This window comes from Domibacillus sp. DTU_2020_1001157_1_SI_ALB_TIR_016, from assembly GCF_032341995.1.
Lineage (GTDB): Bacteria > Bacillota > Bacilli > Bacillales > Domibacillaceae > Domibacillus > Domibacillus indicus_A.
Genome location: NZ_CP135438.1, coordinates 443,787 through 464,744 on the forward strand (window position 1 = coordinate 443,787; position 20,958 = coordinate 464,744).

20 protein-coding genes are annotated in these 20,958 nt (G+C 38.3%); all 20 read right to left on the reverse strand.

Annotated elements, in window-relative coordinates; genetic code table 11:
* Nucleotides 1–568 precede the first annotated feature (568 nt).
* Nucleotides 569–2,071: an alpha-glucosidase/alpha-galactosidase gene (locus RRU94_RS02115; RefSeq protein WP_315691600.1), complete on the reverse strand. Its 1,503-nt coding sequence runs from the start codon at nucleotides 2,069–2,071 to the stop codon at nucleotides 569–571.
* 101 nt (nucleotides 2,072–2,172) lie between these two features.
* A complete protein-coding gene (locus RRU94_RS02120) occupies nucleotides 2,173–3,084 on the reverse strand; it encodes a helix-turn-helix transcriptional regulator (protein WP_315691601.1) in 912 nt (303 codons plus the stop codon).
* A 14-nt stretch (nucleotides 3,085–3,098) separates the two neighbouring features.
* Nucleotides 3,099–3,929, reverse strand: a complete 831-nt coding sequence (locus tag RRU94_RS02125) for a carbohydrate ABC transporter permease (RefSeq protein WP_315691602.1) — start codon at nucleotides 3,927–3,929, stop codon at nucleotides 3,099–3,101.
* A complete protein-coding gene (locus tag RRU94_RS02130) occupies nucleotides 3,929–4,870 on the reverse strand; it encodes a carbohydrate ABC transporter permease (RefSeq protein WP_315691603.1) in 942 nt (313 codons plus the stop codon). Before RRU94_RS02130 ends, RRU94_RS02125 begins: the two co-directional genes overlap by 1 nt.
* Nucleotides 4,871–4,937: 67 nt before the next feature.
* Nucleotides 4,938–6,212: an ABC transporter substrate-binding protein gene (locus RRU94_RS02135; protein ID WP_315691604.1), complete on the reverse strand. Its 1,275-nt coding sequence runs from the start codon at nucleotides 6,210–6,212 to the stop codon at nucleotides 4,938–4,940.
* 244 nt (nucleotides 6,213–6,456) lie between these two features.
* Nucleotides 6,457–7,065, reverse strand: a complete 609-nt coding sequence (locus tag RRU94_RS02140; protein WP_315691605.1) for an RsfA family transcriptional regulator — start codon at nucleotides 7,063–7,065, stop codon at nucleotides 6,457–6,459.
* Between the two features lie 265 nt (nucleotides 7,066–7,330).
* Nucleotides 7,331–7,810 (reverse strand): hypothetical protein, encoded by a 480-nt coding sequence (locus RRU94_RS02145; RefSeq protein WP_315691606.1) that lies wholly within the window; start codon nucleotides 7,808–7,810, stop codon nucleotides 7,331–7,333.
* 468 nt (nucleotides 7,811–8,278) lie between these two features.
* Nucleotides 8,279–8,794 carry a hypothetical protein gene (locus tag RRU94_RS02150; protein WP_315691607.1) on the reverse strand — a complete coding sequence of 172 codons (516 nt, stop codon included), beginning with the start codon at nucleotides 8,792–8,794 and terminating at the stop codon, nucleotides 8,279–8,281.
* 118 nt (nucleotides 8,795–8,912) lie between these two features.
* Nucleotides 8,913–9,584 (reverse strand): hypothetical protein, encoded by a 672-nt coding sequence (locus RRU94_RS02155; RefSeq protein ID WP_315691608.1) that lies wholly within the window; start codon nucleotides 9,582–9,584, stop codon nucleotides 8,913–8,915.
* Between the two features lie 299 nt (nucleotides 9,585–9,883).
* The gene (locus RRU94_RS02160) at nucleotides 9,884–10,348 is read right to left on the reverse strand and encodes a hypothetical protein (RefSeq protein WP_315691609.1); all 465 of its coding nucleotides are present in this window, start codon (nucleotides 10,346–10,348) and stop codon (nucleotides 9,884–9,886) included.
* A gap of 217 nt (nucleotides 10,349–10,565) precedes the next feature.
* Nucleotides 10,566–11,003 carry a ParB N-terminal domain-containing protein gene (locus tag RRU94_RS02165; protein WP_315691610.1) on the reverse strand — a complete coding sequence of 146 codons (438 nt, stop codon included), beginning with the start codon at nucleotides 11,001–11,003 and terminating at the stop codon, nucleotides 10,566–10,568.
* Between the two features lie 56 nt (nucleotides 11,004–11,059).
* A complete protein-coding gene (locus tag RRU94_RS02170; RefSeq protein WP_315691611.1) occupies nucleotides 11,060–11,371 on the reverse strand; it encodes a hypothetical protein in 312 nt (103 codons plus the stop codon).
* A 241-nt stretch (nucleotides 11,372–11,612) separates the two neighbouring features.
* Nucleotides 11,613–12,617 carry a Gfo/Idh/MocA family protein gene (locus tag RRU94_RS02175; RefSeq protein ID WP_315691612.1) on the reverse strand — a complete coding sequence of 335 codons (1,005 nt, stop codon included), beginning with the start codon at nucleotides 12,615–12,617 and terminating at the stop codon, nucleotides 11,613–11,615.
* A gap of 106 nt (nucleotides 12,618–12,723) precedes the next feature.
* On the reverse strand, nucleotides 12,724–13,227 hold the full coding sequence (locus RRU94_RS25645; protein WP_410492952.1) for a PTS sugar transporter subunit IIA: 504 nt from the start codon (nucleotides 13,225–13,227) through the stop codon (nucleotides 12,724–12,726).
* Between the two features lie 48 nt (nucleotides 13,228–13,275).
* Nucleotides 13,276–14,748 (reverse strand): glucose-specific PTS transporter subunit IIBC, encoded by a 1,473-nt coding sequence (gene ptsG / locus RRU94_RS02180; RefSeq protein ID WP_410492953.1) that lies wholly within the window; start codon nucleotides 14,746–14,748, stop codon nucleotides 13,276–13,278.
* Between the two features lie 190 nt (nucleotides 14,749–14,938).
* Nucleotides 14,939–15,859, reverse strand: coding sequence for a phytanoyl-CoA dioxygenase family protein (locus RRU94_RS02185; RefSeq protein WP_315691613.1), 921 nt, complete (start codon nucleotides 15,857–15,859; stop codon nucleotides 14,939–14,941).
* 373 nt (nucleotides 15,860–16,232) lie between these two features.
* Nucleotides 16,233–17,099 carry a Cof-type HAD-IIB family hydrolase gene (locus tag RRU94_RS02190; RefSeq protein ID WP_315691614.1) on the reverse strand — a complete coding sequence of 289 codons (867 nt, stop codon included), beginning with the start codon at nucleotides 17,097–17,099 and terminating at the stop codon, nucleotides 16,233–16,235.
* Between the two features lie 341 nt (nucleotides 17,100–17,440).
* Nucleotides 17,441–18,379 carry a substrate-binding domain-containing protein gene (locus RRU94_RS02195; RefSeq protein WP_315691615.1) on the reverse strand — a complete coding sequence of 313 codons (939 nt, stop codon included), beginning with the start codon at nucleotides 18,377–18,379 and terminating at the stop codon, nucleotides 17,441–17,443.
* A gap of 50 nt (nucleotides 18,380–18,429) precedes the next feature.
* Entirely contained in the window at nucleotides 18,430–19,407 is a 978-nt protein-coding gene (locus RRU94_RS02200; protein ID WP_315691616.1) for an ABC transporter permease, read from the reverse strand.
* Nucleotides 19,408–20,958, reverse strand: coding sequence for a sugar ABC transporter ATP-binding protein (locus RRU94_RS02205; protein ID WP_410492954.1), 1,551 nt, complete (start codon nucleotides 20,956–20,958; stop codon nucleotides 19,408–19,410).

Here is a 20,958-nt window from a genome sequence, read left to right on the forward strand (position 1 = left end):
ACCTATGTATAATCTTTTGACAAACCTATGCAAAGCCTACCGGCGATTTCGTCTCTACATTATTGATAGCAACGTAGCTGAGATATTTGCTGAATGTAGCAAATGTAGTCGTTTTCTAATCGTGCGGTACGTTAATTTTAATGTTTGTAGGGATGATGTTAACTACTTCTTCAACTTGTCCCAATACAGCTGATCTTTCCAGCACTAGACGCTAGAATTCTTTATTAAACAGGAATAGTAAGCCTACCTTTTTTACTTCTGTGTTCCTTGTTTAATTAAATCTTATATAACAGCGTTATTTTTTAAAGAGCTTATATTTAGAGCTTTTAACGATATATTCAAAAAAGGTTGGATTTGTTGGTCATACTTATTTTCCTTAAGTGATACTGACATTATCTTTGTTTCTTTGCATTTCAATCGTATTTTACGCATAGTTTGACCATGTTTGACCAATCCAAAAGCAATAACCAAATATCCTCTCCGTAAAAAATGGATAGGTTCAGACGGGGAAAAATAAATTGTCTACAATTTAAAAGGGTACAGCTCATGAGCTGTACCCTTTTCATTATTAACTTGCCGGCTGTCTCTTCTTTGCTTTATCCGCAGCGCCAGCAGTCTGGTTCATTGCATCGCGGTTTGCTGCCATTTCTTCTACCGATTTTACCGGGATCCGTGCCGCTCCATTCGTTTGTTTTGTCGGAATTAGCGGCCCATTTTTTAAACGGTCTTTTGCTTGAGCAATGGCTTGACTATACTGAGGCAGCCACTGCTCATGGGCTACCAGCATTTCATCAACCATCTGCCAAATTTCTTTCGGGTTGCATACAGCACCAACTAGCGGGTCCATCATCATTGCTTGACGAAGCAGATTATCATTGCCCTGGATTGCTGCCTCAACAGCTAGCCATTGTACAGAAATACTCACGTTGCATACAGCTGCGCAGCCTAAAGGCAAGTCACCAACAGTAGGCATGCTGATGCCATTCCCATCTACATAGCCGGGCGCTTCAATAACCGCATCATCTGGCAAATTTGAAATAATGCCATTGTTTACTACGTTAAAATGCCCTCTATATACTCTGCCTGTTTCTAACGCTTCAACAATATATGAACCGTGCTCTTCACTCCTGTCAGTAGGATCGTATACCAGTGCCGGATCCTTCATCCAGTTAGGAAAGTCATTCATAAACCAGTTTCTGCTTTCAGTACAAACTCTTAGGTAGCCGCCAGTTTCACCATTAATCCAGCTGCCCAAGTCAATCCAGTCTTTAATTTCTTCAGGACGCTTACGATACCAGGGTAAATACTCGCTTAAATGGCCATTGGATTCAGTGCTGTAATAGCCAAAGCGTCGCAGCATATCGATGCGGACTTTCTCAGTTTTGCTGAACTCAGGATGCTTTTCAAATGCTTCTAGCAGTTTCCCTGTTAAATCTTGGCCGTTATGTTTGACCTGTACGTACCATGTTTGATGATTAATGCCTGCACAGATAATATCGACTTCTTCTTTCTTAAGACCAAATACATCTGCAATTTGCTGATGACCATGCTGCACACCATGACATAGGCCAATCGTTCTCACGCCGCCATATTTATTGCAAGCCCATGTGATCATGGCCATTGGATTCGCGTAGTTCATAAGCAAACAATCCGGATCCGCTACTTCACGAATGTCTTTGCAGAATTCCATCACTGCAGCTATGCCTCTCTGGCCATACATGATGCCTCCCGCACTGAGCGTATCCCCTACACACTGATCCACGCCGTACTTAAGGGGAATTTCAATATCCTGTTCGAAAGCTTTGAGTCCGCCAATGCGTACAACTGAAAAAATGTATTTTGCCTCCCGGAGCGCTTCCCTCCGGTCAGTTGTTGAATGTATTTTAATATTTAAGTTATTCTCATTTATGTCTCTTTGGCATAATTGCGTTACCATATCCAAGTTGCGCTCATTTATATCAGTAAATGACACTTCGATATTCTGCAATTCTGGCACTGACAGTAAATCTTTTAACAGCCCTCTGGTAAAGCCGATGCTCCCCGCTCCGATAAACGCAACCTTTACTGACATATCCATCTCTCCTTTGCATTTGCTTAGAAAAATCGTAACAAAATTATAGATGTAACCGTTATCAAAATCCGTACGTATTTACCTCAAAACCTTTTAAAATCTTAACTTGAATGCTCTACGATCACATCATCCCGCTGGATCATATTGCGTATTGTCTGATGTTTTCTCCGATAAGACAAAGGTGTTTCCTGTGAATGTTTTTTAAATAGCGCGCTAAAATATTGGATGCTATTGATACCCACATAATCAGGCACATCACTGATTGAAATATTCGTATCAGATAAGAGCATTTTAGCTTTATCCATTCGCACAGAAAGCAAATATTCCATCACTGTACAGCCAATATGCTGTTTAAAGATCCGGTGAAAATAACCCGGATGTAAATTTACAACCGAAGCAATGTCTTTCACTTGAATATCGCAATCGTAGTGTTGATGAAGGTAATTTAAGGCTTCCTTTATATAGGAATTTGATGAAACTGAATCATTTCTCTGCTCATCCGCTAATCTCGCAATTAACACAATCATTTGGGCAAACATTAGGTGAAACATCATATCCTGCCCATTCTTTTTTTGATCCATCTCCAAAACAATTCGTTGCAACAGGCTGGATAGTTCGCATGAATCTTTTAATAAAATATGAGGTAAATCCATTGATAAAAAACGGTCTACTGTTTCATCAGAATCTGCTAATTGGCGAATTGAAGGTACAGGATGCCCGCCTTCTTTAAAAATAAACTCCATATTTAACACACGGCACGGCTGCTGCTTTTCTACAATCAACCGATGCGCCACACCGGCATCAATTAAAATGAAATCTCCTTTATGCATAGTCACCGCTTCATCCTTCATTTCAATTACACACGTTCCATGAATAACATACATAATCTCAATTTCGCGGTGAGCATGAAAATCCATTTGATACTCATCCCACTGGACAAAATAATACGCATTCACTTTTGGGTAAGCATCTATTGTTCTCAATTCAGGCCGGTATAAGCTTTCTGTTTTCAATGTAAAACCTCCTCTCATTTTCCAGCACCCATAGAAATTCCTTTTACAAAGTGGCGCTGCATAAAAAGGAAAAGGATTAAGATTGGCAGGGAAGAAAGAATGATCCCGGCAAAACCTGTATTAAAGTCTGTACTAAATGCACTGAATAACTGTGCCTGCATAACAGTCAATGTTTTCATGCTGTTGTCTTGCAGAAACAGAAGCGGGAGCAGATAATCATTCCAAATTTGAAGGGATAAAATGATCGCCAGTGCTGCTGAAACCGGCTTCAGCATTGGAAGAACAATTACCCAGTATGTTTTGTAAATAGAAGCCCCATCAATAGCGGCCGCTTCTTCGATTTCTTTCGGTATATTTTTCATAAAGCCTGTTGCAATAAAAATGGCCATCGGCAAATTCGTCGCAACATAAAGAAAAATGACGCCCCAATAATTATTAACAAATCCTAAATTCCGGCCTAAAATGAACATTGGTACAAAAATAACTTGGTACGGAATCAGAATGCCGGCAATGAAGAATACGTAAGCGGAATTAAAGATTCTTGTCGCTCCTCTTGCAATCGAGTAAGCAGCCATTGAACTGATCAAAATAATCAAGACAACGGAACAAGCTGTGATCCATAATGTATTGCCGAATGTCTGCCAAAAATTCAGTGTTTCAAATGCTCTCGTGAAATTTCCCCATTCAATACTTTTCGGCAGTGCCAATGGAAAAGACTGCGCTGTTTCCTGCCTGGATTTTAACGCATAAAAGAGGACAAAAAGCGTCGGGAGCAGATACACAGCGGCTATGAATGTAATAATAACTTGGACAATGGCCGTTGTTTTTTTGTTCATCTTCTCCATTACATATCCACCTCTCTTTTCCGGAGCACTTTCAGCTGAATGAATGCAAACACAAGCAAAATTAGCAAGAATACTACTGACATGGCGGAAGCATATCCGGACTTCTGTGCACTAAATGCACTATTGAATATATACATGATCATCGATTGCGAAGACGTTCCTGGTCCCCCGTTTGTTGCCGCAATGATTAGTTCAAAGACTTTTAGGCTTCCGGTTGCAATGCCGATCGTACAAATCGTGATCGAAGGAGCCAGCATTGGCAGGGTAATGTGCCAAAACTTTTGAAATACATTCGTTCCATCGATATTTCCGGCTTCATACAGCTCTTTAGGAATTGACTGCAGTCCCGCCAGATAAATGATCATCCAGTATCCAATCCACTGCCAATTGTTTGCAATGACAAGGCCGGTTAATACCGTGTCGGGACTTGAAAACAAATTAAAAGAGATATCCGTTCCAAGCCTGTCGTTAATAGCGGGCAAAACATTTCCGTACATTTTCGTCCAAATTTGTCCGACCAGGATCGGGCTCAGCAATACTGGTGCGAAGATAATAGTTCGATAAAAGTTCTTTGCTCTAATGCTGCTGTCCAGCATAACTGCAAATAAAAGTGCTGCTACATTTTGAATGATTGTGTTGAAAATCATAAAGAAAAACGTGAAAGTGAAGGCTTCCTTAAACATAGCGTCTTTAAAAATGGCGGTATAATTGTCAAACCCTATAAACTCTTTTTCAGTGCTGATACCGTCCCAGTTTGTGAACGAATCAGCTATTCCCATTAAAAGAGGGATTATCATGCCGATAGTAAAGAAAACAAAAGCCGGCAAAATTAACACGAAATAAGGCCGCTTGCTCCCAATCCTATTTTGACGTTTAGAAAAAGAAAAAAAGCGGCTTAACGAAACAGTTGGATTGGTTTTGCTGCTTACACTATCTTTCATGCTGTTTGACACCTCCAGCTTAAAGTAAGAGGTAGACGGTGCTGATGTCACCGTCTACCTAACACATTTATTCTGATCCAAATTTCACATTCGCTTTATATTCATCTGACGCCTTGAGTGCGTCACCGACAGTCTTCTGCCCTAATAGATACTCAGCGATATAATTCGCTACCTGTTCTTGATAAGGCCATGGAATTTGAACGTTACCAATGTTCGCCTCAACCACTCCATTTGCTTTTACATTTTCAATATCTGTTAGATAAGGCTTGTCGCCTTCAGCGATAACATCTGGAATCAAACTCTGTGTTTGAACGTTGTCGATGTACGTTTTCGATAAATCTTTATTTGTTGCTAAAATTTCCAGCACCTTTTTCACTTCTTCTGGATGCTGTGTATTAGCACTTGCTGTCCATGTGTAATCTGTTTGCATAATTAACTTTGTATCTTCTTCATTGTTTGCAGGAAGAGGAAAGAATCCAAGTTCCAGATCCGGGTTATTCTTTAATGTTTGATCAACAGACCACGTACCGATGATCCACATAGCTGTTTCTCCATTTGCAAATTTTTCAGCTGCTCCTGTGAAATCAACACCAAACGGATCGTCACCGGCATACTGGTAAATATCATTGAAATGCTCAAAGATCGATTTAAATTCCTTTGATTTTGCAAAAGACACTTCATCTTTTTGCAGTTTATTACCCCACTCCGGATCTTTTGCAAATACTTCAATAGAAGCAAACTGGTTCAGGTTGTTTCCTAACTGATAGTCCTTAAAGTGAGCAGTAAATGGTGTAACACCTTTGCTTTCGAGAACTTTAGCTGTCTTCATGAGTTCATCCCAAGTTTTAGGAACTTCAAGGTTATTATCAGCGAAAATTTTCTTGTTATAAAAAACACCCTGATAATTAGCTGTATACGGGACGGCATAATCTTTACCGCTAATTGGAAGGTCTTTTCGGATATCCTCAGGAATGTCTTGAATAAAAGACTCATTTGTTAAGTCCATAAAATGATCGGCGTACTTAGGATGATCTCCGCCTTTGACAAGCATAATATCCGGAAGCTGCTGGGCTGCAATTCTTGTCTGCATAATTGAATTAAAGTCCTTTTCCCAGTTAATATTCTCAAACTCCAGCTCTACATTTGGGACTTCAGCTTTTACAGCTTCTTGTATCGCTTTTTGAACTTCTTGGGTATTGCTTGAGTTCCAATCGAGGACTTTAAGTTTTACAGTTCCAGAACTGTCATCACCAGATGCTTCATTTGATCCACAGGCTGCCAATAAAAAAAACAGACCTGCGATAACTAAAAAACTAACCTGCTTCATCCAATTCTTTCTCATGATAATTCTCTGCCCCCTTTTTGAAACCGCTTACTTTTAGAGGCTAAAAAAAAGAAGCTTAACCTGTAGCGGTTTCTCCCTTATCTCCTTTGCCTTTCCTGCATTTACTATACAAAGAACTGGGATTTACTTCAATGTAATATTCTAACTTTATGGGTGAACTCAATTATAAAATCCTCACTTTTATGCTGGTGAAAAGTGAACTAGAGAAATATAAAAAAGCACAGTTATAGAACTGCGCTTTTTATTCTGCTGCTTTTTCTAAATCTTGATTGCTCTCTATATGCAAGACAGGCTTTTTAGCCGCTTCATCCCCAAACACGACCATCTTTCTGGCCCTATCCATAATATTGACTAAATTCTCATAGTCTTGCTGCATGGTAAGTGTTCTTTTTTCAAGCTCCCCATATTTTGTTTCTATAGCTGCTTTCTCTTGTTTTACCGTTTCAAATTCTCTTCGAAGGCTTTTATAATCTACCTCAGAAGCATTTATATTTTGCAGAAAATCAATAATCTGTCTCATTGTAAGAGTATTAGAGCTTGGAATTTCTATTGTGTCTTGGTCTGTAAGATTATTCTCAGAAACAACATGAATTCCTGAAGGCCGTTCTTTCTTTTGGACATTACGAAAATATTGTTTTCTTTGTTTGCGTGCAAGACCAAACGCCTTCTCGTATTGTTGTCTAATCACCGCATTCCAGCGGAAGCCGCATGCTGCTCCTGTTCTATTAAGGGCATTTCCTACTTCTTCAAATGCTTTGAGCTGGGTACTTCCCTCTCTCACATGGCGTAATACGGTCTCAGCAAGCAGCAGATCATTTTCTTCTGACCAAGCATCTTGTCTTACCTTCATCGGTTATCTCCCCTTTTATTTGGATGACCTTTTCATCAAGATAGCCGCTTCCTCCGTCTTTTATACAAGCATACTTGAAAATTATGTATTCCCATTTATATTCTGGTTAACTTTAAAATATTTGTGAAAGTTAAGAAGTAACTAAGATTTATTTTGTGTTGGTAGCTGCCATACAATCTGCTGATATGTATGTAACACCTAAAAAAGAAGCAAGAACCATCATTAAGACGGTTCTTGCTTCTTCTGTTACCTTATCTTATATGCTTTATTTCGCTTTTCTTTGTTCGACCATCTCATTCGCTTTCTCAATGTATTCTTGATTTGTAAAAATAGTCTGGGTAGTCATATGATGCTTTTTTGCGTGTCTTGAAAAGCTTTTGGCATTGGTCCAGGAACTGCAAATCGGGCACGGCAGCTCCCCATCAACTTTCCATTGTTTCATGGTAAATCGTTTTGTATTCATCTTTATCTTAGCTGTATGTTTAATGATGGGTTTTGTATTCGTAGCCGCTTCTTCACCATTCTGGATGTGTTCACTTATGTATGCTGCAGTTTCTTTCGCTGCTTTTTGATCAGCGGTTATTTCACGTTCTACTAGAAGATAAATAGCCTCACTAATGGAAAGGCCTAACTCATCACAACGCTCTTTAAAGTCACCATATAGGCTGTCTGGAAGGCGGGCAGTCAGGACCGTTGAAGGCTCTTTTCTTCTTTTGTTTCTTGCGAATTGTTCCAAGTAGCTCATGTTATAATCTCCCCTTTTGTCTTTCTGTCTCCTTTTTATATACATATGACGACAAGTGAAACTTTATGTATACAAAGATAATACAAACGAATACACCAGAAATTGTTATTCGGAACTCACGGATAGTAATGGCCTGTTAACCTGAAACAAAAACAGGACCCGCTCTCGAGTCCTGTTTCACCTTTTCTATGCTATCTAATGTTACCCATTTTCATTTGTTCATTAGCGTATCTCACTTTTTTGTTTATTAAACAGTTAGGTGAATTAATCAACGGTTTCGGTCAATTGCTGCTCAATCTGAAAATAACATTGCTTATCCATATGGGGTACGCCGACATTCCAGAAATTTTATACGCTAAGAGAATTTTAACCTAAAAAAGTCGAATTCCTGTACGTTAGGGATTCGACTTTTTAGACAGGCTTGTTATGCTAACGCCCCCTTTAGTTTAAGAAAGGGACTAATTTATTTTAGTCTTTAACAGTTATTTCAAATGTCTCACCATCAAGTTCTAGCTCCACATGGTTTCCGTTCAAAAACTCATCGCATGTTATTGATAATTTATTGTTAGACCAACCATGAAACTTAATCATATCCATTTCGACAGGACTAACCACTTGTATCTTATTAATTAAGGTTGATTTTATAATTTCAATACTATAATAATCAGCTATTATAAAATCACCAGAAGGGCTCACTGTTAAACTTTGATATAGAGACTGGGACTCATATTCGGTTAATTCTCTACTGGAGCAATCAAGCTTAAATAAATAATCCGAAGTAAGAACAAGGACACAATTATATTTTTCTGATACGGCAACTTCTCGTGGATAGCCTCTGAAGTTTCCACACCATTCAGTTAAGTCATCGTTTGTTAATTTTATCCAAGTCCAATTTTGAGAGTTCCATGGACTCGGAATGTCATAAATCTTTTCCGGGTATTCTCCTGAATATGGTTGAGTTATTAACTCTGCTTTGGCTATCATTCGTTTGTCCTCCATAAAACATCTTTCCTAAACAAAACTGTCCCGTCTGTTCAATACTAAAAGGAGGCGCCGCAGCTACCCCACTCTTCATCTCAAGCCCCCAGTTAGTTGAACAAGGTTAGTCATTAAAACTACCCGTCTCAATAAGGATTCCTTCCTTATCAAGCCTTTTGTAATTGTAAGGAATATGGCTTAATTTCTTATGTTTTTCACTCCAAATGATATTTAAGAATGGAGATGGTTCTTTAAGGAAATAGTCAGGAGACAAGTTTTCGTAACGATAACATTCGTTAGGGTATGTTTCATCGAACCCAAATAATTCAAGAACATCTTCTTCGATTGCAATTCCACCGATTTTAAACTCATAAACGGAATACAACTCTTTAAGAAAACTTATAAAGCCTGTAAATTCTTCTTTCTTTATGCCAATTTGGTCCCATTCTGGTGCATCAAATTCATCCCCATAAAACCAAAAATCCACCATTAGTGCGTTGGGGGAAACCATTTCCATTTGTAAGGTCGCTTTTCGTTTCCTTGATAAATAGACATATAATCTTAATCTTAATGAGTGTAAATGTATGGATTGCGGGTCTTCTTCATCATATGGATACCCTCTATCAAAAAAATCAATAATATCATCAACGTTTTCGTCAACGATTTCAACTTTATTTGTGACCTTTGATAACTTATTTATAATATCCTGTATTGTTTTTGTTTTCTCTTCTTTAAGTTCCAACAAGAAACTAACTTCAAGGAAAGGACCGCCTTGCAACCATTGGGACCACTCCATCTATAACTCCTCCTAAATCTTTGATTAAATACATTATATATTCCATATTCTTATTGAACTAACCTGCTTTATTAGTTCAATAAGACGCATTATAAAAATCTCCTTGTGATTGTACTCAAATCGAAAAAACGCTCCAAGTTCTAAAGATCCGGGGCGTTCTCAATACAAGATAATACTCTGATATGCTCCCCCTTGAGTAAACAGTAGCGTTGCTTTTCTACACTGTCTACTTAAGGGGGAGCATATCAATTATTTATGTTGCATTTGGATCATGAAACACTTGTCACCTAGAAATAAGCTTATAATGGAGTTCCATGAAACTTGGATTGGATATAATAAAATTTTCCATATTCATCATTTAAAAATCCAACATTATAACAGTTTATATCTATTAGTTCCTTGAATGATTTAGGAATACTGCAACCCCAATCAATATCTTGGTTTTTATATGGATAATTATCATCATTAGGATTGGGCGTATGAATATATACTGCATCTTGTCCAGCATCATTTATATTAATTAGTACCCAGGATTGGTATGGTTGATTACATGTTGCAAGTTCTTTTAAAAAGTTATTGTATAAAGCCATATGTGCTTTTATATGCTCTTTTCTAAATTTCAAACTATTATTACCAATACCATAAAAATCAAGATGCCTATGCCAAAAATCGAACCATTCATCCAGTCTAATGTCACATGTATCTACTTCTGTTTGTCTCCATAATTTACGAAAATAACGTTTCTTTCCTCGGAATTTTTTCAATACATACCTCCTATATAAAGAAAAATGAAACTTTTTTAAGTGTCTAATTTTTAGACAGACACCCTTTTCTACTGTCTAAAAATTAGACAAATACGTTTTTTCACTGCCTAAATTTTAGACAAAATCAAAATTTCGTGTACCCACGAAAACACTAGGCTCTGCCTAGTACCACACTGGAAGTGGGGTCGCGTTTTCCTTATGCTCTTTTTCTGACTATTTAGCTTTCCACGCTTATTTTCTCGTACATAACAGGCACTATTTTCATGTTCAGCTTTTCAGCCACAATATAGCGTCTGTACCCATCGGTTAACACCTTGGTTTCACGATTAATCGTAATCGGCTCGTCCAAAATGCCGGCCTGTTTTACATGGTCGATCACCAGCTGTGTCTTATACGGATTCGGCCTTGTCTGCAAAAAGGATTCGGGAACCTGGATCTGGTCCAGCGAAATAAAATCTTCCGTTTCTTCTGGTCCTTTCGGCTGCTCCTCTGCTTTGACTTCTTCTTTTTTCTCTGGCTCTTTCACTGGTTCTTTCTCTGCGTTTACCGTTTCTTTTTGCTTTTCTGGAATTATAGAAACCCGAAAGCAAATGACACCGATCTCGCCCGGACAATCATCCATTGGAACGTCCAGCGTAGGTTCTCCCTGCACCATAATTTTTTGATTCTGGATGTTTTCTTCTGTTAATCAAGGAGTAATGGATTTATGTATTATGCTTTTTCGACACTGAATTCCATTTTCTGTCGCAAAGCTTTATTAACAGAGCCACGGTTCTTCCAAATAAACTGAACTATTTCTGTTGACTCCAGCACCTGCTCACCTGGATCGCAATAGGTACTACTTTTCCCATGAATAGTCCATATCTTTGTCCCTTCATTTAACATAAGCGCCCACTGACCATTTCGTTTTTTATCCTCAAAAACAAAGTAATGCTTGTTACCTTGCTCATCATAAAGAGAAATTCTTACGAAATCGTCTAAAAATTGTTCAATATCTTTTTTTGATTTTAACACTCTAGACATAATTAAACTCTCCTTCAAGGATAATTTGAAAAACGCAAGAAGCTTCTCATTTTTCACAGTTATTTTTATCATTATATATAATTCGAGAAAATACATAATGTCCTTTTATTTTACATTCATAAAACAAGCGAAAATAAAAAGAGCGGGGATCCTCCCCGATCTTTTTTGTATCTATTCTTGATGGAACTCTGTAAATTTTTTAAATCCTTTTCAGCTAGTGATGTGGGGGTGCTCCCTAACATCATTCTTTTTCCAATACCTGAAGATTGTCAGCGGGAAAAATTAATCCTATTTGTTTTCTTGCTTCTTCCATTATTTCTGCTACAGTTAAGGAATTTGAAAAAGAATTTATAGAGGATTCTAAAGCTCTCTTTTTCAGCAGTCCAACAAATTCTTTGATTTCATAATACATGGGATGGGCTGTTTGGGCTTCTGTAATATTTTCTATTGTTCCGTCTTTATAATGAAGCTTTACGTCTTGAGGAACATTTATTTGATCAATAATTATATTACCATTCTCACCTTGTATTTCAGAAGCAATAGAAGAATTTGTGATTTTAGAAAATGTAACGACTGCCTCTTTATCTTCATAATGCATAATGATACTTCCTTGCCCATCAACCCCGGATTGCAACAGGATTCCATTAGCTTTTATCTCTTGTGGCCTCCCGAATAAAGTAACGACTGGATAAATACAGTAAATACCTATATCCATTAAAGCACCATTAGAGAAAACAGGATTAAATGTGTTTAAAACTTGCCCGGATTTGTAGGCATCATAACGAGAAGAATATTGGCAATAGCTGACCACAATGCGCCGGATCTGTCCTATTTTATGAAGATTATTTTGAATGCTTCTATAATTAGGAGTAAAGGTTGTTTTTAATGCCTCCATAAGCAACACTTGGTTTTCTTTTGCTGTTTTAATCATTTCTTGGAGTTCCAACGAATTAGAGGCAATAGGTTTTTCACACAAAATATGTTTTCCATGCTTCATTAATAAAATGGCTTGCTCTGCATGAAAAGAGTTAGGGCTGGCGATATAAACAGCGTCAATGTCTGGGCTTTTGGCCATCACTTCTAGATCTGTAAAAGTATTCGGTATATTAAATTTCTGAGCAAATTCATTGGCTCGCTTTTCTGTCCGTGAATAAACACCCGTTAATAAAAGATATTCTACGCTACTTGCAGCTTCAATAAACTGTTCTGTAATTATATTTGTACCTATTAGGCCAAAGCGAATCATTTTATCTCTCCTCGGCGAATCATTTAATCAACTGCTGGCTACCGGAAAATAAATAGGAAAATGGAGGATTTCATAAAAATGTTAAGTCTCCATTTTCCCTCTTGTTCTATTTCAGTACAGCAGTTATAACAGTTGTTTTACCGGCCGTAGCTTGTCCACTGTTATGATGCTCCAGTTTATTCAAAATATCTCCATTTGTGATAATCATCGGCGTAATTATGCTAGATGCTTTTTCCTTTATTAGTTCCAGATCACAGGTAACCAATAGATCCCCCGCTTTAACCTCATTCCCTTCTACGACATGGAGGATGAATCCTTCTCCTTTCATATTAACCGTATCCAATCCAATATGAAGTAATATCTCCAGCCCTTCTGCAGTATTCAGTCCGACAGCATGCTTTGTTGGAAAAATATTTACAACTTTTGCATCTGCTGGCGACACTATCTTTCCATCTATAGGAGAAAAAGCAATCCCGTCTCCCATTATCTTTTGTGAAAAAACCGGATCAGGTACATCTTCAAGCTTTATAATATCTCCTTCAACGGGTGACACTAATTTTAATTCTGATATTTTTGAGGTTGTTTTTCTTCTAAATAAGTTTTTCAACAAAGTAATCCCTCCATTGGTTTCTAATATTCTAGCTGAAGAGCGCTTTTCTTAAGCAATCACTTTTTTGATTTGCTCTTTTAACTGGTCGGATTTCGGACCAAAAATAGCTTGAATATTGTTTCCTACTTCTAAAACACCAGCAGCCCCAAGGCTTTTTAATCGATCCTTGTCCACTTTTCCAATATCATTTACCGACACGCGCAGGCGGGTAATACATGCATCTAAATGCGTAATATTTTCATGACCGCCTAAAGCAGCCAAAATATTGCGAGGCAGTTCATTCAAATCTTCCGCCGTTACAGCAGAGTTTCCTGCTTCCACTTCACGGCCTGGAGTTTTTAAGTTGAATTTTGAGATCATAAAACGGAACCCAAAATAGTAAACAACTGAGAAAACGAGACCAACGGGAATCACTAACCACCAGTCTGTTCGATTTTGCAGAACCCCAAATAATAAGTAATCAATAATACCGCCAGAGAAGGTCATTCCGATTTTTACATTTAATAAATCCATAATCATAAATGACAAGCCGGCAAAGACGCAGTGGATGGCAAACAAGACAGGAGCAATAAATAAAAATGTAAATTCAATTGGTTCTGTAATTCCTGTTAAAAATGATGTTAAAGCGGCAGAACCCATAATCCCAGCAACCAATTTTTTCTTTTCGGGACGCGCCGCATGATACATGGCTAATGCAGCTGCCGGTAGTCCAAACATCATAAACGGAAACTTGCCTGTCATAAACGTACCGGCAGTTAATTCAACGCCATCGTTTAGCTGTGCAAAGAAAATCCGCTGGTCTCCACGAACCATTTCTCCTGCTTTATTAACATACTCCCCGAATTCAAACCAGAAGGGAGAATAAAAGATGTGGTGCAATCCAAAAGGAATGAGTGCACGTTCAATTAATCCGAAAATAAAAGCAGACAAGGTAGGATTTGCATGAATCATATTTTTTGATAGAGCATTAAGCCCTTCTTGAATTGGCGGCCAAACAGCAATCATAATAGCCCCAATCGCGATAGAAAAAACAGCCGTAATGATCGGAACAAATCGTTTACCTGCAAAAAAACCTAAATAAGGAGGGAGCTCAATATTGTAGTATCGGTTAAACATCATTGCTGCTAATACACCGATAATAATACCGCCAAAGACACCGGTAGCCAGAGTAGGAATCCCTAATATCGTGGTATAAGCCGGATTCGATCCGACTTCAGCAGGGTCAAGCTGTCCTGTGTAAATTAAGATAGTACTAATTGTTTTATTCATCATCAGATAACCGACAATAGCGGCTACCCCTGCTACCCCATCGCCTTTTGCCAAACCGACGGCTACCCCAACCGCGAACAATAATGATAAGTTAGCGAACACGATATCTCCAGATTGGGCTAAAACAGTGGCTGCTAGCTGAATCCAATCTGCCTCGAGAAATGATAAGTGCTCTAATAAAGTAGGATTTTGCATCGCTGTACCTATCCCTAACAAGATTCCGGCTGCCGGTAAAAGGGCTACTGGAAGCATGAGCGCTTTTCCTATCTGTTGCAGCAACCCAAACATTTTTTTATACAATATATCCATCCCCTTTTATAAAATACTCACCTTAACTAAGGTAATCGCTTACATATGAATTTAAAAAATATACATAGTAGATTAGGAGAACACTAATTTTAACAGTGTTCTCCTATTTAAATAAATAATCATACTAACTCACTTACCACTGCTTAAGGCCGAGCAGTTTTTCACCCAGCTCATTCAGTTCAGCACGCTTATATTTTTCTTTTTCCCAGTTGCGTGGATCCCCCAGGAAGGCAATTCCTTCTGGAATTTCTCTGTCTCTCCACTGTGTAATTCTCCATTCTTTCAACTCTTCATTGTGTTCCTGAGCCGGGAACATGGAGATATACTGGTGGATATTCGCTGTATCCGACGTGTTCTTGCGCAGACCGTGAGGCTGCATCACGTGGAAGATAAGCAGGTCACCTGCATTCAGTGTTACCGGCGTTGGCGTGTAGCCTGTGTAGTCTGGATGGTACGGATCCCGGTCTGCAGGCTGTGTTTTCACCCATTCAGGGAAATCACGGTACAGCTCAGGAATCACATTCAAGCCGCCGTTTTCTACATCTGTATCTGTCAGGAAAAGAATTCCCTGGACGTTTACTGGCAGCGGATCTAAAGAAGTATCTCCGTCCCAGTGGATAAACCCTTCAAATTCAAAGCCTGGTTTACTTGGGAAGCTCAGGTTACACCGGTCAATGCTGGTCCACAGCTTTTCCGTTCCCCAGATATCAACAAACGCATCGTAAACTTTCTGGTAAGAACGGTTATCCCAGAAGTACTGGTGGTTATAAAGTTCTACCATTCCAGCCCCGCGAAGCTCTGGCATTTGGTGCTCACGAGCCGGCTTCGTGTACCAAGTTGAAGGATCTTTAGGATCCTTTTCTTCAAACTCCCAAATCAGGTCAACCGTGCGGTCGATGTATTCTTTCGGCACAACACTTCGAACGACCACATAGCCGTTTTCTTTCCAAAACTTAAATTCTTCTTCCGTTAAGACTCGTAACGGTTCTTTATTCGGACGCTCATTCAATGGAATATCAATTTCAAGTATATTATTCACTTTTGTTTTCTTCATTTTACTTTCTCCTTTAAAATTTATTTTCGTCTTAATAGTGTGATGGTTTTGTGTAGAGTGAACTGCTAATCTTTTATCACCAAAAGGATAAAAAAGAAGTCTTTTTTAAATGCTTTTGATAAAATCAGAAAAACTGGTATTTGGCTTTTTGGTTGCAAAAACTGCAGGTTTTATAGCTATATTTAATCTTTTCAATATGTGGAAGGTAGACGACCTTTACAGCATGGGTCACATGTTTTTGACAACAATATTTGATTACACTAGTATTTTCATTTGTTTGCGGTTTCATATTACTGTTCACAGCTTTCATGATTCGTCCTCCTCCACTTTCATTGAATTTGTTTTACGTTTTAGCAAAATGGATTACCATCTATCAAATAAAATGAACCGCTTTCATTGCGTCGCGACGTGATTTTTCCCGGCAGCGCCCGCAACATGTTTTTGCTTTGCAGTTTTCGTTCTTTTGTTCAACCAACCCAAAATGAATGAGGCCTTTTAAAATTCCGTCATTTATATTTGAATCCGTTACAAAATCAGCTGCAGCCTTTGCTTCAGGAACTGCGTTCCCCATAGCAATTCCCGTTCCGACCTGAGCAAGCATTTCCAAATCATTCAAACCGTCACCAAAAGCATAACTATCTTCCTTTTTCACATCCGCTGCTTCCAGTATCTTTTCAATGCCCATTGCTTTTGAGCTACCTTTCGGAAGAATATCTGCTGCATATTTATCCCATCTTACAAAATTAAATTCCGTAAATTGCTCTTCATATAACTGCTCATCCTGACTGTCACAGTAAAGATGGCCTTGGTAAATTTCCGTCATTTTGTAGAACTTTCGGTCAACAGGTGGATAAGCCATTTTTAATTTATCAAAACTTGTTTTAATGAAAGGATGATCTTCATCGCTCGCTTTAATTGCTTCGTGGTTGCAATAAGCTACGGCATGTCCTCTGCTTTTCGCTATATTTGTAATGTCATGCAGTACGAATGGGTCTATAGGGTTGGTGTAAATTACTTCTCCTTCAAACACCACGTACTGGCCATTGATAGACACATAGGAATGAATATTTAACTCCTCACGTATATGAGCAAACTGCTGTGGTGTCCGGCCGGTAGCAATAACGGCGTGAATCCCTTTTTCTTGAAGCAAGCGAACTGCTTTCTTATTTGATTCAGGCATCACTTTTTCTTCATTTAACAGGGTTCCATCTAAATCAAGAAAGACTACTTGTTTTCCCACTTACATGCCTCCTTTGTGTTATGTTGAACCTAGCAGCACCTATCAACTTTCTATCCTTAACTATATGTGTATTACTTTGTACAAACAGAATATTTTATGGAACGCTTTCCAGGTCAAGACTTTTTTTAAAAATTATTTTTTATTTTAGAAAAGTAAAATAGATTACAGTTTTTACTGCGTTTTTATATAAAAAAGACTATCGAAGAGTCGATAGTCAAAAATGTTCTCCCAGTTCTATAAAGTTTGGCCTTCCAATCAAACAAACAGGTGTTTCTTCAGGAAGTAAAGTTATTATTCAATGCCTTGAAAGCTTGTTCTACTAGCCATGAAGGAGGTTTTAATTATTTAATTAACTCAAATGGAACATCGTAGAGTTTTTCAACTTTTTCCCCTTTAGCTGCTTTGACTGCTGCTTCTACTGCCTTCTCTCCTTGTGCTTCAGCGTTTTGAAAAATTGTTGCGACCATTTCTCCGTTTTCTACTGCTTTTTGTGCATCTGCAATGCCATCAATTCCTACGACAGGAATGTCTATTTTCTTCGCTTTTAATGCATTTAGGGCACCAAGTGCCATTTCATCATTTTGAGCAATAACGCCGTCAATATCGTCACCGTATTTTTGAATCCAGTTTTCCATCAAGCTCATTGCTTCTGAACGGGACCAGTTGGCTGTTTTTTCTGCAATTACTTTGATACCTGAATTTTCATCTAACACTTTATAGATTCCTTCACGTCGATCGATTTGTGCAGAAATGCCGACTGGTCCTTCAAAAATAACGATGTTTCCTTTGCCGCCCAATGCATTTACAACTTCTTTAGCTGCCATTTCACCCCCTGTAACATCTGGCGACCCAACATAAGAAGTCAATTTTTCGGCTGTAAGCGACGCTGTAACGCCTATAACCGGGATACCTGAATCAACAATTGAGTTAACGGTACTATTTAGTGCCTCAGCATCAAGAGCATTAACTACAATGGCGTCAACTTGCTGACTTTTTAATGTCTCTAATTGGCTGATATTAGTTGCAAGGTCATAATTTCCATCCATCACGGTTAAGTCTACATTCATTTCTTCCGCGGCTTTTTCCATAGAATCTGCTAGCTTTGCAATATATTCTGTTTCTAGTCCTGAAGCCTGAAAGCCTATCTTTAACTTTTTATCTTCCGCTCCTGCATCACTGCTGCCTGCTCCAGAAGAGTCAGCACCACAGCCAGCTGATAATAGTGAGAATGTTGCGAAAATTGATAAAGCAATTCCTTTTTTTCTATGAATTTTTAGCATTATTTTTCCCCCTCAGTTTATGGATAAATTATTATTTCGTTAGACAGCATCTACACTCTCTTGCGATCTAGCATCACAGCAAATACAATAATGCATCCTTTAATTACTTGCTGCCAGTAAGAAGAAACACCTAATAAATCCAAACCATTATTCAGAACCCCAATGATAATAGCTCCAATAAGTGATCCCCATAGGCGGCCTCTTCCTCCCATTAAACTTGTTCCACCAATGACCACTGCCGCTATTGCATCCAGCTCATATGCTGTTCCTGCTTGAGGGAGCCCTGCTGAGACACGTGATGTAAGAATTACTCCAGCTATACCAGCAAGAAGACCCATAATTCCATAAATACCAATAATTGAACGGTTCACTTTAATTCCAGAGATTTTCGCTGCAGTTTCACTACCACCAATTGCATATACATGACGACCAAACGTCGTTTTATATAAAACAACACTAAAAATGATAAATAAAATCACTGTGATCCATACAGGAAATGGAATTCCCCCAAGCTGTCCGCCGCCAATGAATAAAAAGTTTTGATGAAGGTTTGAAATTGGCGTTCCATCACTGTAAATAAACGTAAACCCTCTTGCCACAGCCATCATGCCTAGTGTGACAATAAATGGCGTAACCTTAAATTTCGCTATTGTAAATCCATTAATAAGACCAAGCAGCAGTCCTGAACCAATTCCAAGTATAATCGCCAGAGGCAGATTAGCTGATTCGGCTCCTGCAAAAGATGCTGCAATGATACCAGAAAAGGCTAAAATAGATCCAACTGATAAATCAATGCCGCGTGACAAGATAACATAAGTCATGCCAATTGCTAATATGGCATTGATAGAAACCTGCCTTAATAAATTCATGATGTTATCAAAACCTAGAAAACTTGGATTTAATGCAGAGATAATAATGACCAAAACTGCAAGAGCTAGAAAAACACCATATTCCGAGAAAAAATGTTTTACCATATAACCACTATTTTTCTTGTCTAACCCTTCTCTTGTTGTTACATTAGCCTGCATTTAGACCACCCCCGTTATCTTCTCTTGGTTGCTTGTTTTTACTGTTGCCAAGTCTAGTATTTTTTCTTGTGTAGCTTCAGAGCGAGACAGTTCTCCTGTAAGACGCCCTTCACAAAAAACAAGTATGCGATCACTCATTCCGAGCACTTCCGGCATTTCAGAAGAAATCATAATAATAGACATTCCTTCTTGTACCAGTTGAGACATTAACTTATAAATTTCTGATTTTGCTCCAATATCAATTCCCCTTGTTGGCTCATCCAGAATTAAGACATTTGGTTTTGTCAGCAGCCACTTAGCCAAAACAACTTTTTGCTGGTTTCCTCCACTTAATGTGCCAACCCTCTGCTCTAACGAGTATGCTTTAATTCGTAACTTTTTGTAGAGTTCAGCTGCCGCTCTCTTTTCTTCTTTTTTCTGAATAAATCCCCACGAGGCTCTTTTTGGCAATGAACACATAGCGATGTTGTCTGAGATTGACATATCCAAGAATAATCCTTCATCTTTTCGGTTTTCTGTAATAAAGGCAATTTTTTGTTTGATTGTGTCTTCTGGAGATTTTATCGTCACTTTTTGCTCTTCGACATAAATTTCACCGTCATCCAAAGGACGCATACCGAAAATTGCTTCTGCAATTTCAGTCCTTCCAGCTCCCATCAATCCCGTTAACCCTAATATTTCTCCCTTTTTTAGTTCAAAGCTAATATTTTCAAATTTTCCCTCGGACGTTAAATTATGTACCCGTAATGCATTTGCTTTTGAAGGCACTGTTTCATTTTTAGGGAAAATACTTGTAAGTTCTCGGCCAACCATCATTGTTATAAGTGAATCATAATCAAGCTCTTTTGCCGGCTTTGTTGCAATGTGATGACCATCCCGAAACACTGTAATATCATCGGATATTTTAAAAATCTCATCCATTTTGTGTGAAATATAAATAATGGCTTTTCCCTGCTTTTTGAGCTGATCAATAATAGCGAATAGTCTTTCAACTTCACGATCGGCAATAGCAGAGGTTGGTTCATCCATGATAATTACTTCTGCATCATACGAAAGTGCTTTAACAATTTCTATAAGTTGAATACCTGCCACACTAAGTGTTTTCATTTTTACTTTTGGATTAATGGCTACATTCAAATCAGCTAGTAGCTTTTCTGCGTCCTTATACAATTTCTTGTAGTTAATAATCTTAGCTGAGTATTTAGGTTCTCTGTTTAAGAAAATATTTTCACCGACTGTCATCTCCATGACAGGGCTTAGCTCCTGGTGAATCATAGAAATTCCACTTTCTAACGCATCCTGGGTATCTTTAATAATTATTTTTTGTCCTTTGAAATGGATTTCACCTTTATCAGCTTGATGAATACCCGCGAGAATCTTCATAAGTGTAGACTTTCCAGCACCGTTTTCGCCCATTAAGGCATGGACCGTCCCTTTTCGAACAGTAAGAGATACATTCTTTAGTGCTTGAACACCGACAAACGTCTTAGAGATATTTTTCATTTCTAGAAGCAAGTCTGATTTACTCACCTTTCTGCCCCTTTCTTTCAT

Excerpts from the sequence above, each read along its gene's own strand:
- RRU94_RS02195 (WP_315691615.1), bottom strand. The coding sequence starts at position 18,379 with ATGCTAAAAATTCATAGAAAAAAAGGAATTGCTTTATCAATTTTCGCA.
- RRU94_RS02130 (WP_315691603.1), bottom strand. The coding sequence starts at position 4,870 with ATGAAAGATAGTGTAAGCAGCAAAACCAATCCAACTGTTTCGTTAAGC.
- RRU94_RS02145 (WP_315691606.1), bottom strand. The coding sequence starts at position 7,810 with ATGAGCTACTTGGAACAATTCGCAAGAAACAAAAGAAGAAAAGAGCCT.
- RRU94_RS02140 (WP_315691605.1), bottom strand. The coding sequence starts at position 7,065 with ATGAAGGTAAGACAAGATGCTTGGTCAGAAGAAAATGATCTGCTGCTT.
- RRU94_RS02185 (WP_315691613.1), bottom strand. The coding sequence starts at position 15,859 with ATGAAGAAAACAAAAGTGAATAATATACTTGAAATTGATATTCCATTG.
- RRU94_RS02200 (WP_315691616.1), bottom strand. The coding sequence starts at position 19,407 with ATGCAGGCTAATGTAACAACAAGAGAAGGGTTAGACAAGAAAAATAGT.
- RRU94_RS02135 (WP_315691604.1), bottom strand. The coding sequence starts at position 6,212 with ATGAGAAAGAATTGGATGAAGCAGGTTAGTTTTTTAGTTATCGCAGGT.
- RRU94_RS02205 (WP_410492954.1), bottom strand. The coding sequence starts at position 20,958 with ATGAAAGAAAGGGGCAGAAAGGTGAGTAAATCAGACTTGCTTCTAGAA.
- RRU94_RS02170 (WP_315691611.1), bottom strand. The coding sequence starts at position 11,371 with ATGTCTAGAGTGTTAAAATCAAAAAAAGATATTGAACAATTTTTAGAC.
- RRU94_RS02125 (WP_315691602.1), bottom strand. The coding sequence starts at position 3,929 with ATGGAGAAGATGAACAAAAAAACAACGGCCATTGTCCAAGTTATTATT.
- RRU94_RS02150 (WP_315691607.1), bottom strand. The coding sequence starts at position 8,794 with ATGATAGCCAAAGCAGAGTTAATAACTCAACCATATTCAGGAGAATAC.
- RRU94_RS02115 (WP_315691600.1), bottom strand. The coding sequence starts at position 2,071 with ATGTCAGTAAAGGTTGCGTTTATCGGAGCGGGGAGCATCGGCTTTACC.
- RRU94_RS02175 (WP_315691612.1), bottom strand. The coding sequence starts at position 12,617 with ATGATTCGCTTTGGCCTAATAGGTACAAATATAATTACAGAACAGTTT.
- ptsG (WP_410492953.1), bottom strand. The coding sequence starts at position 14,748 with ATGCTTCCAGTAGCCCTTTTACCGGCAGCCGGAATCTTGTTAGGGATA.
- RRU94_RS02155 (WP_315691608.1), bottom strand. The coding sequence starts at position 9,584 with ATGGAGTGGTCCCAATGGTTGCAAGGCGGTCCTTTCCTTGAAGTTAGT.
- RRU94_RS02165 (WP_315691610.1), bottom strand. The coding sequence starts at position 11,003 with ATGGTGCAGGGAGAACCTACGCTGGACGTTCCAATGGATGATTGTCCG.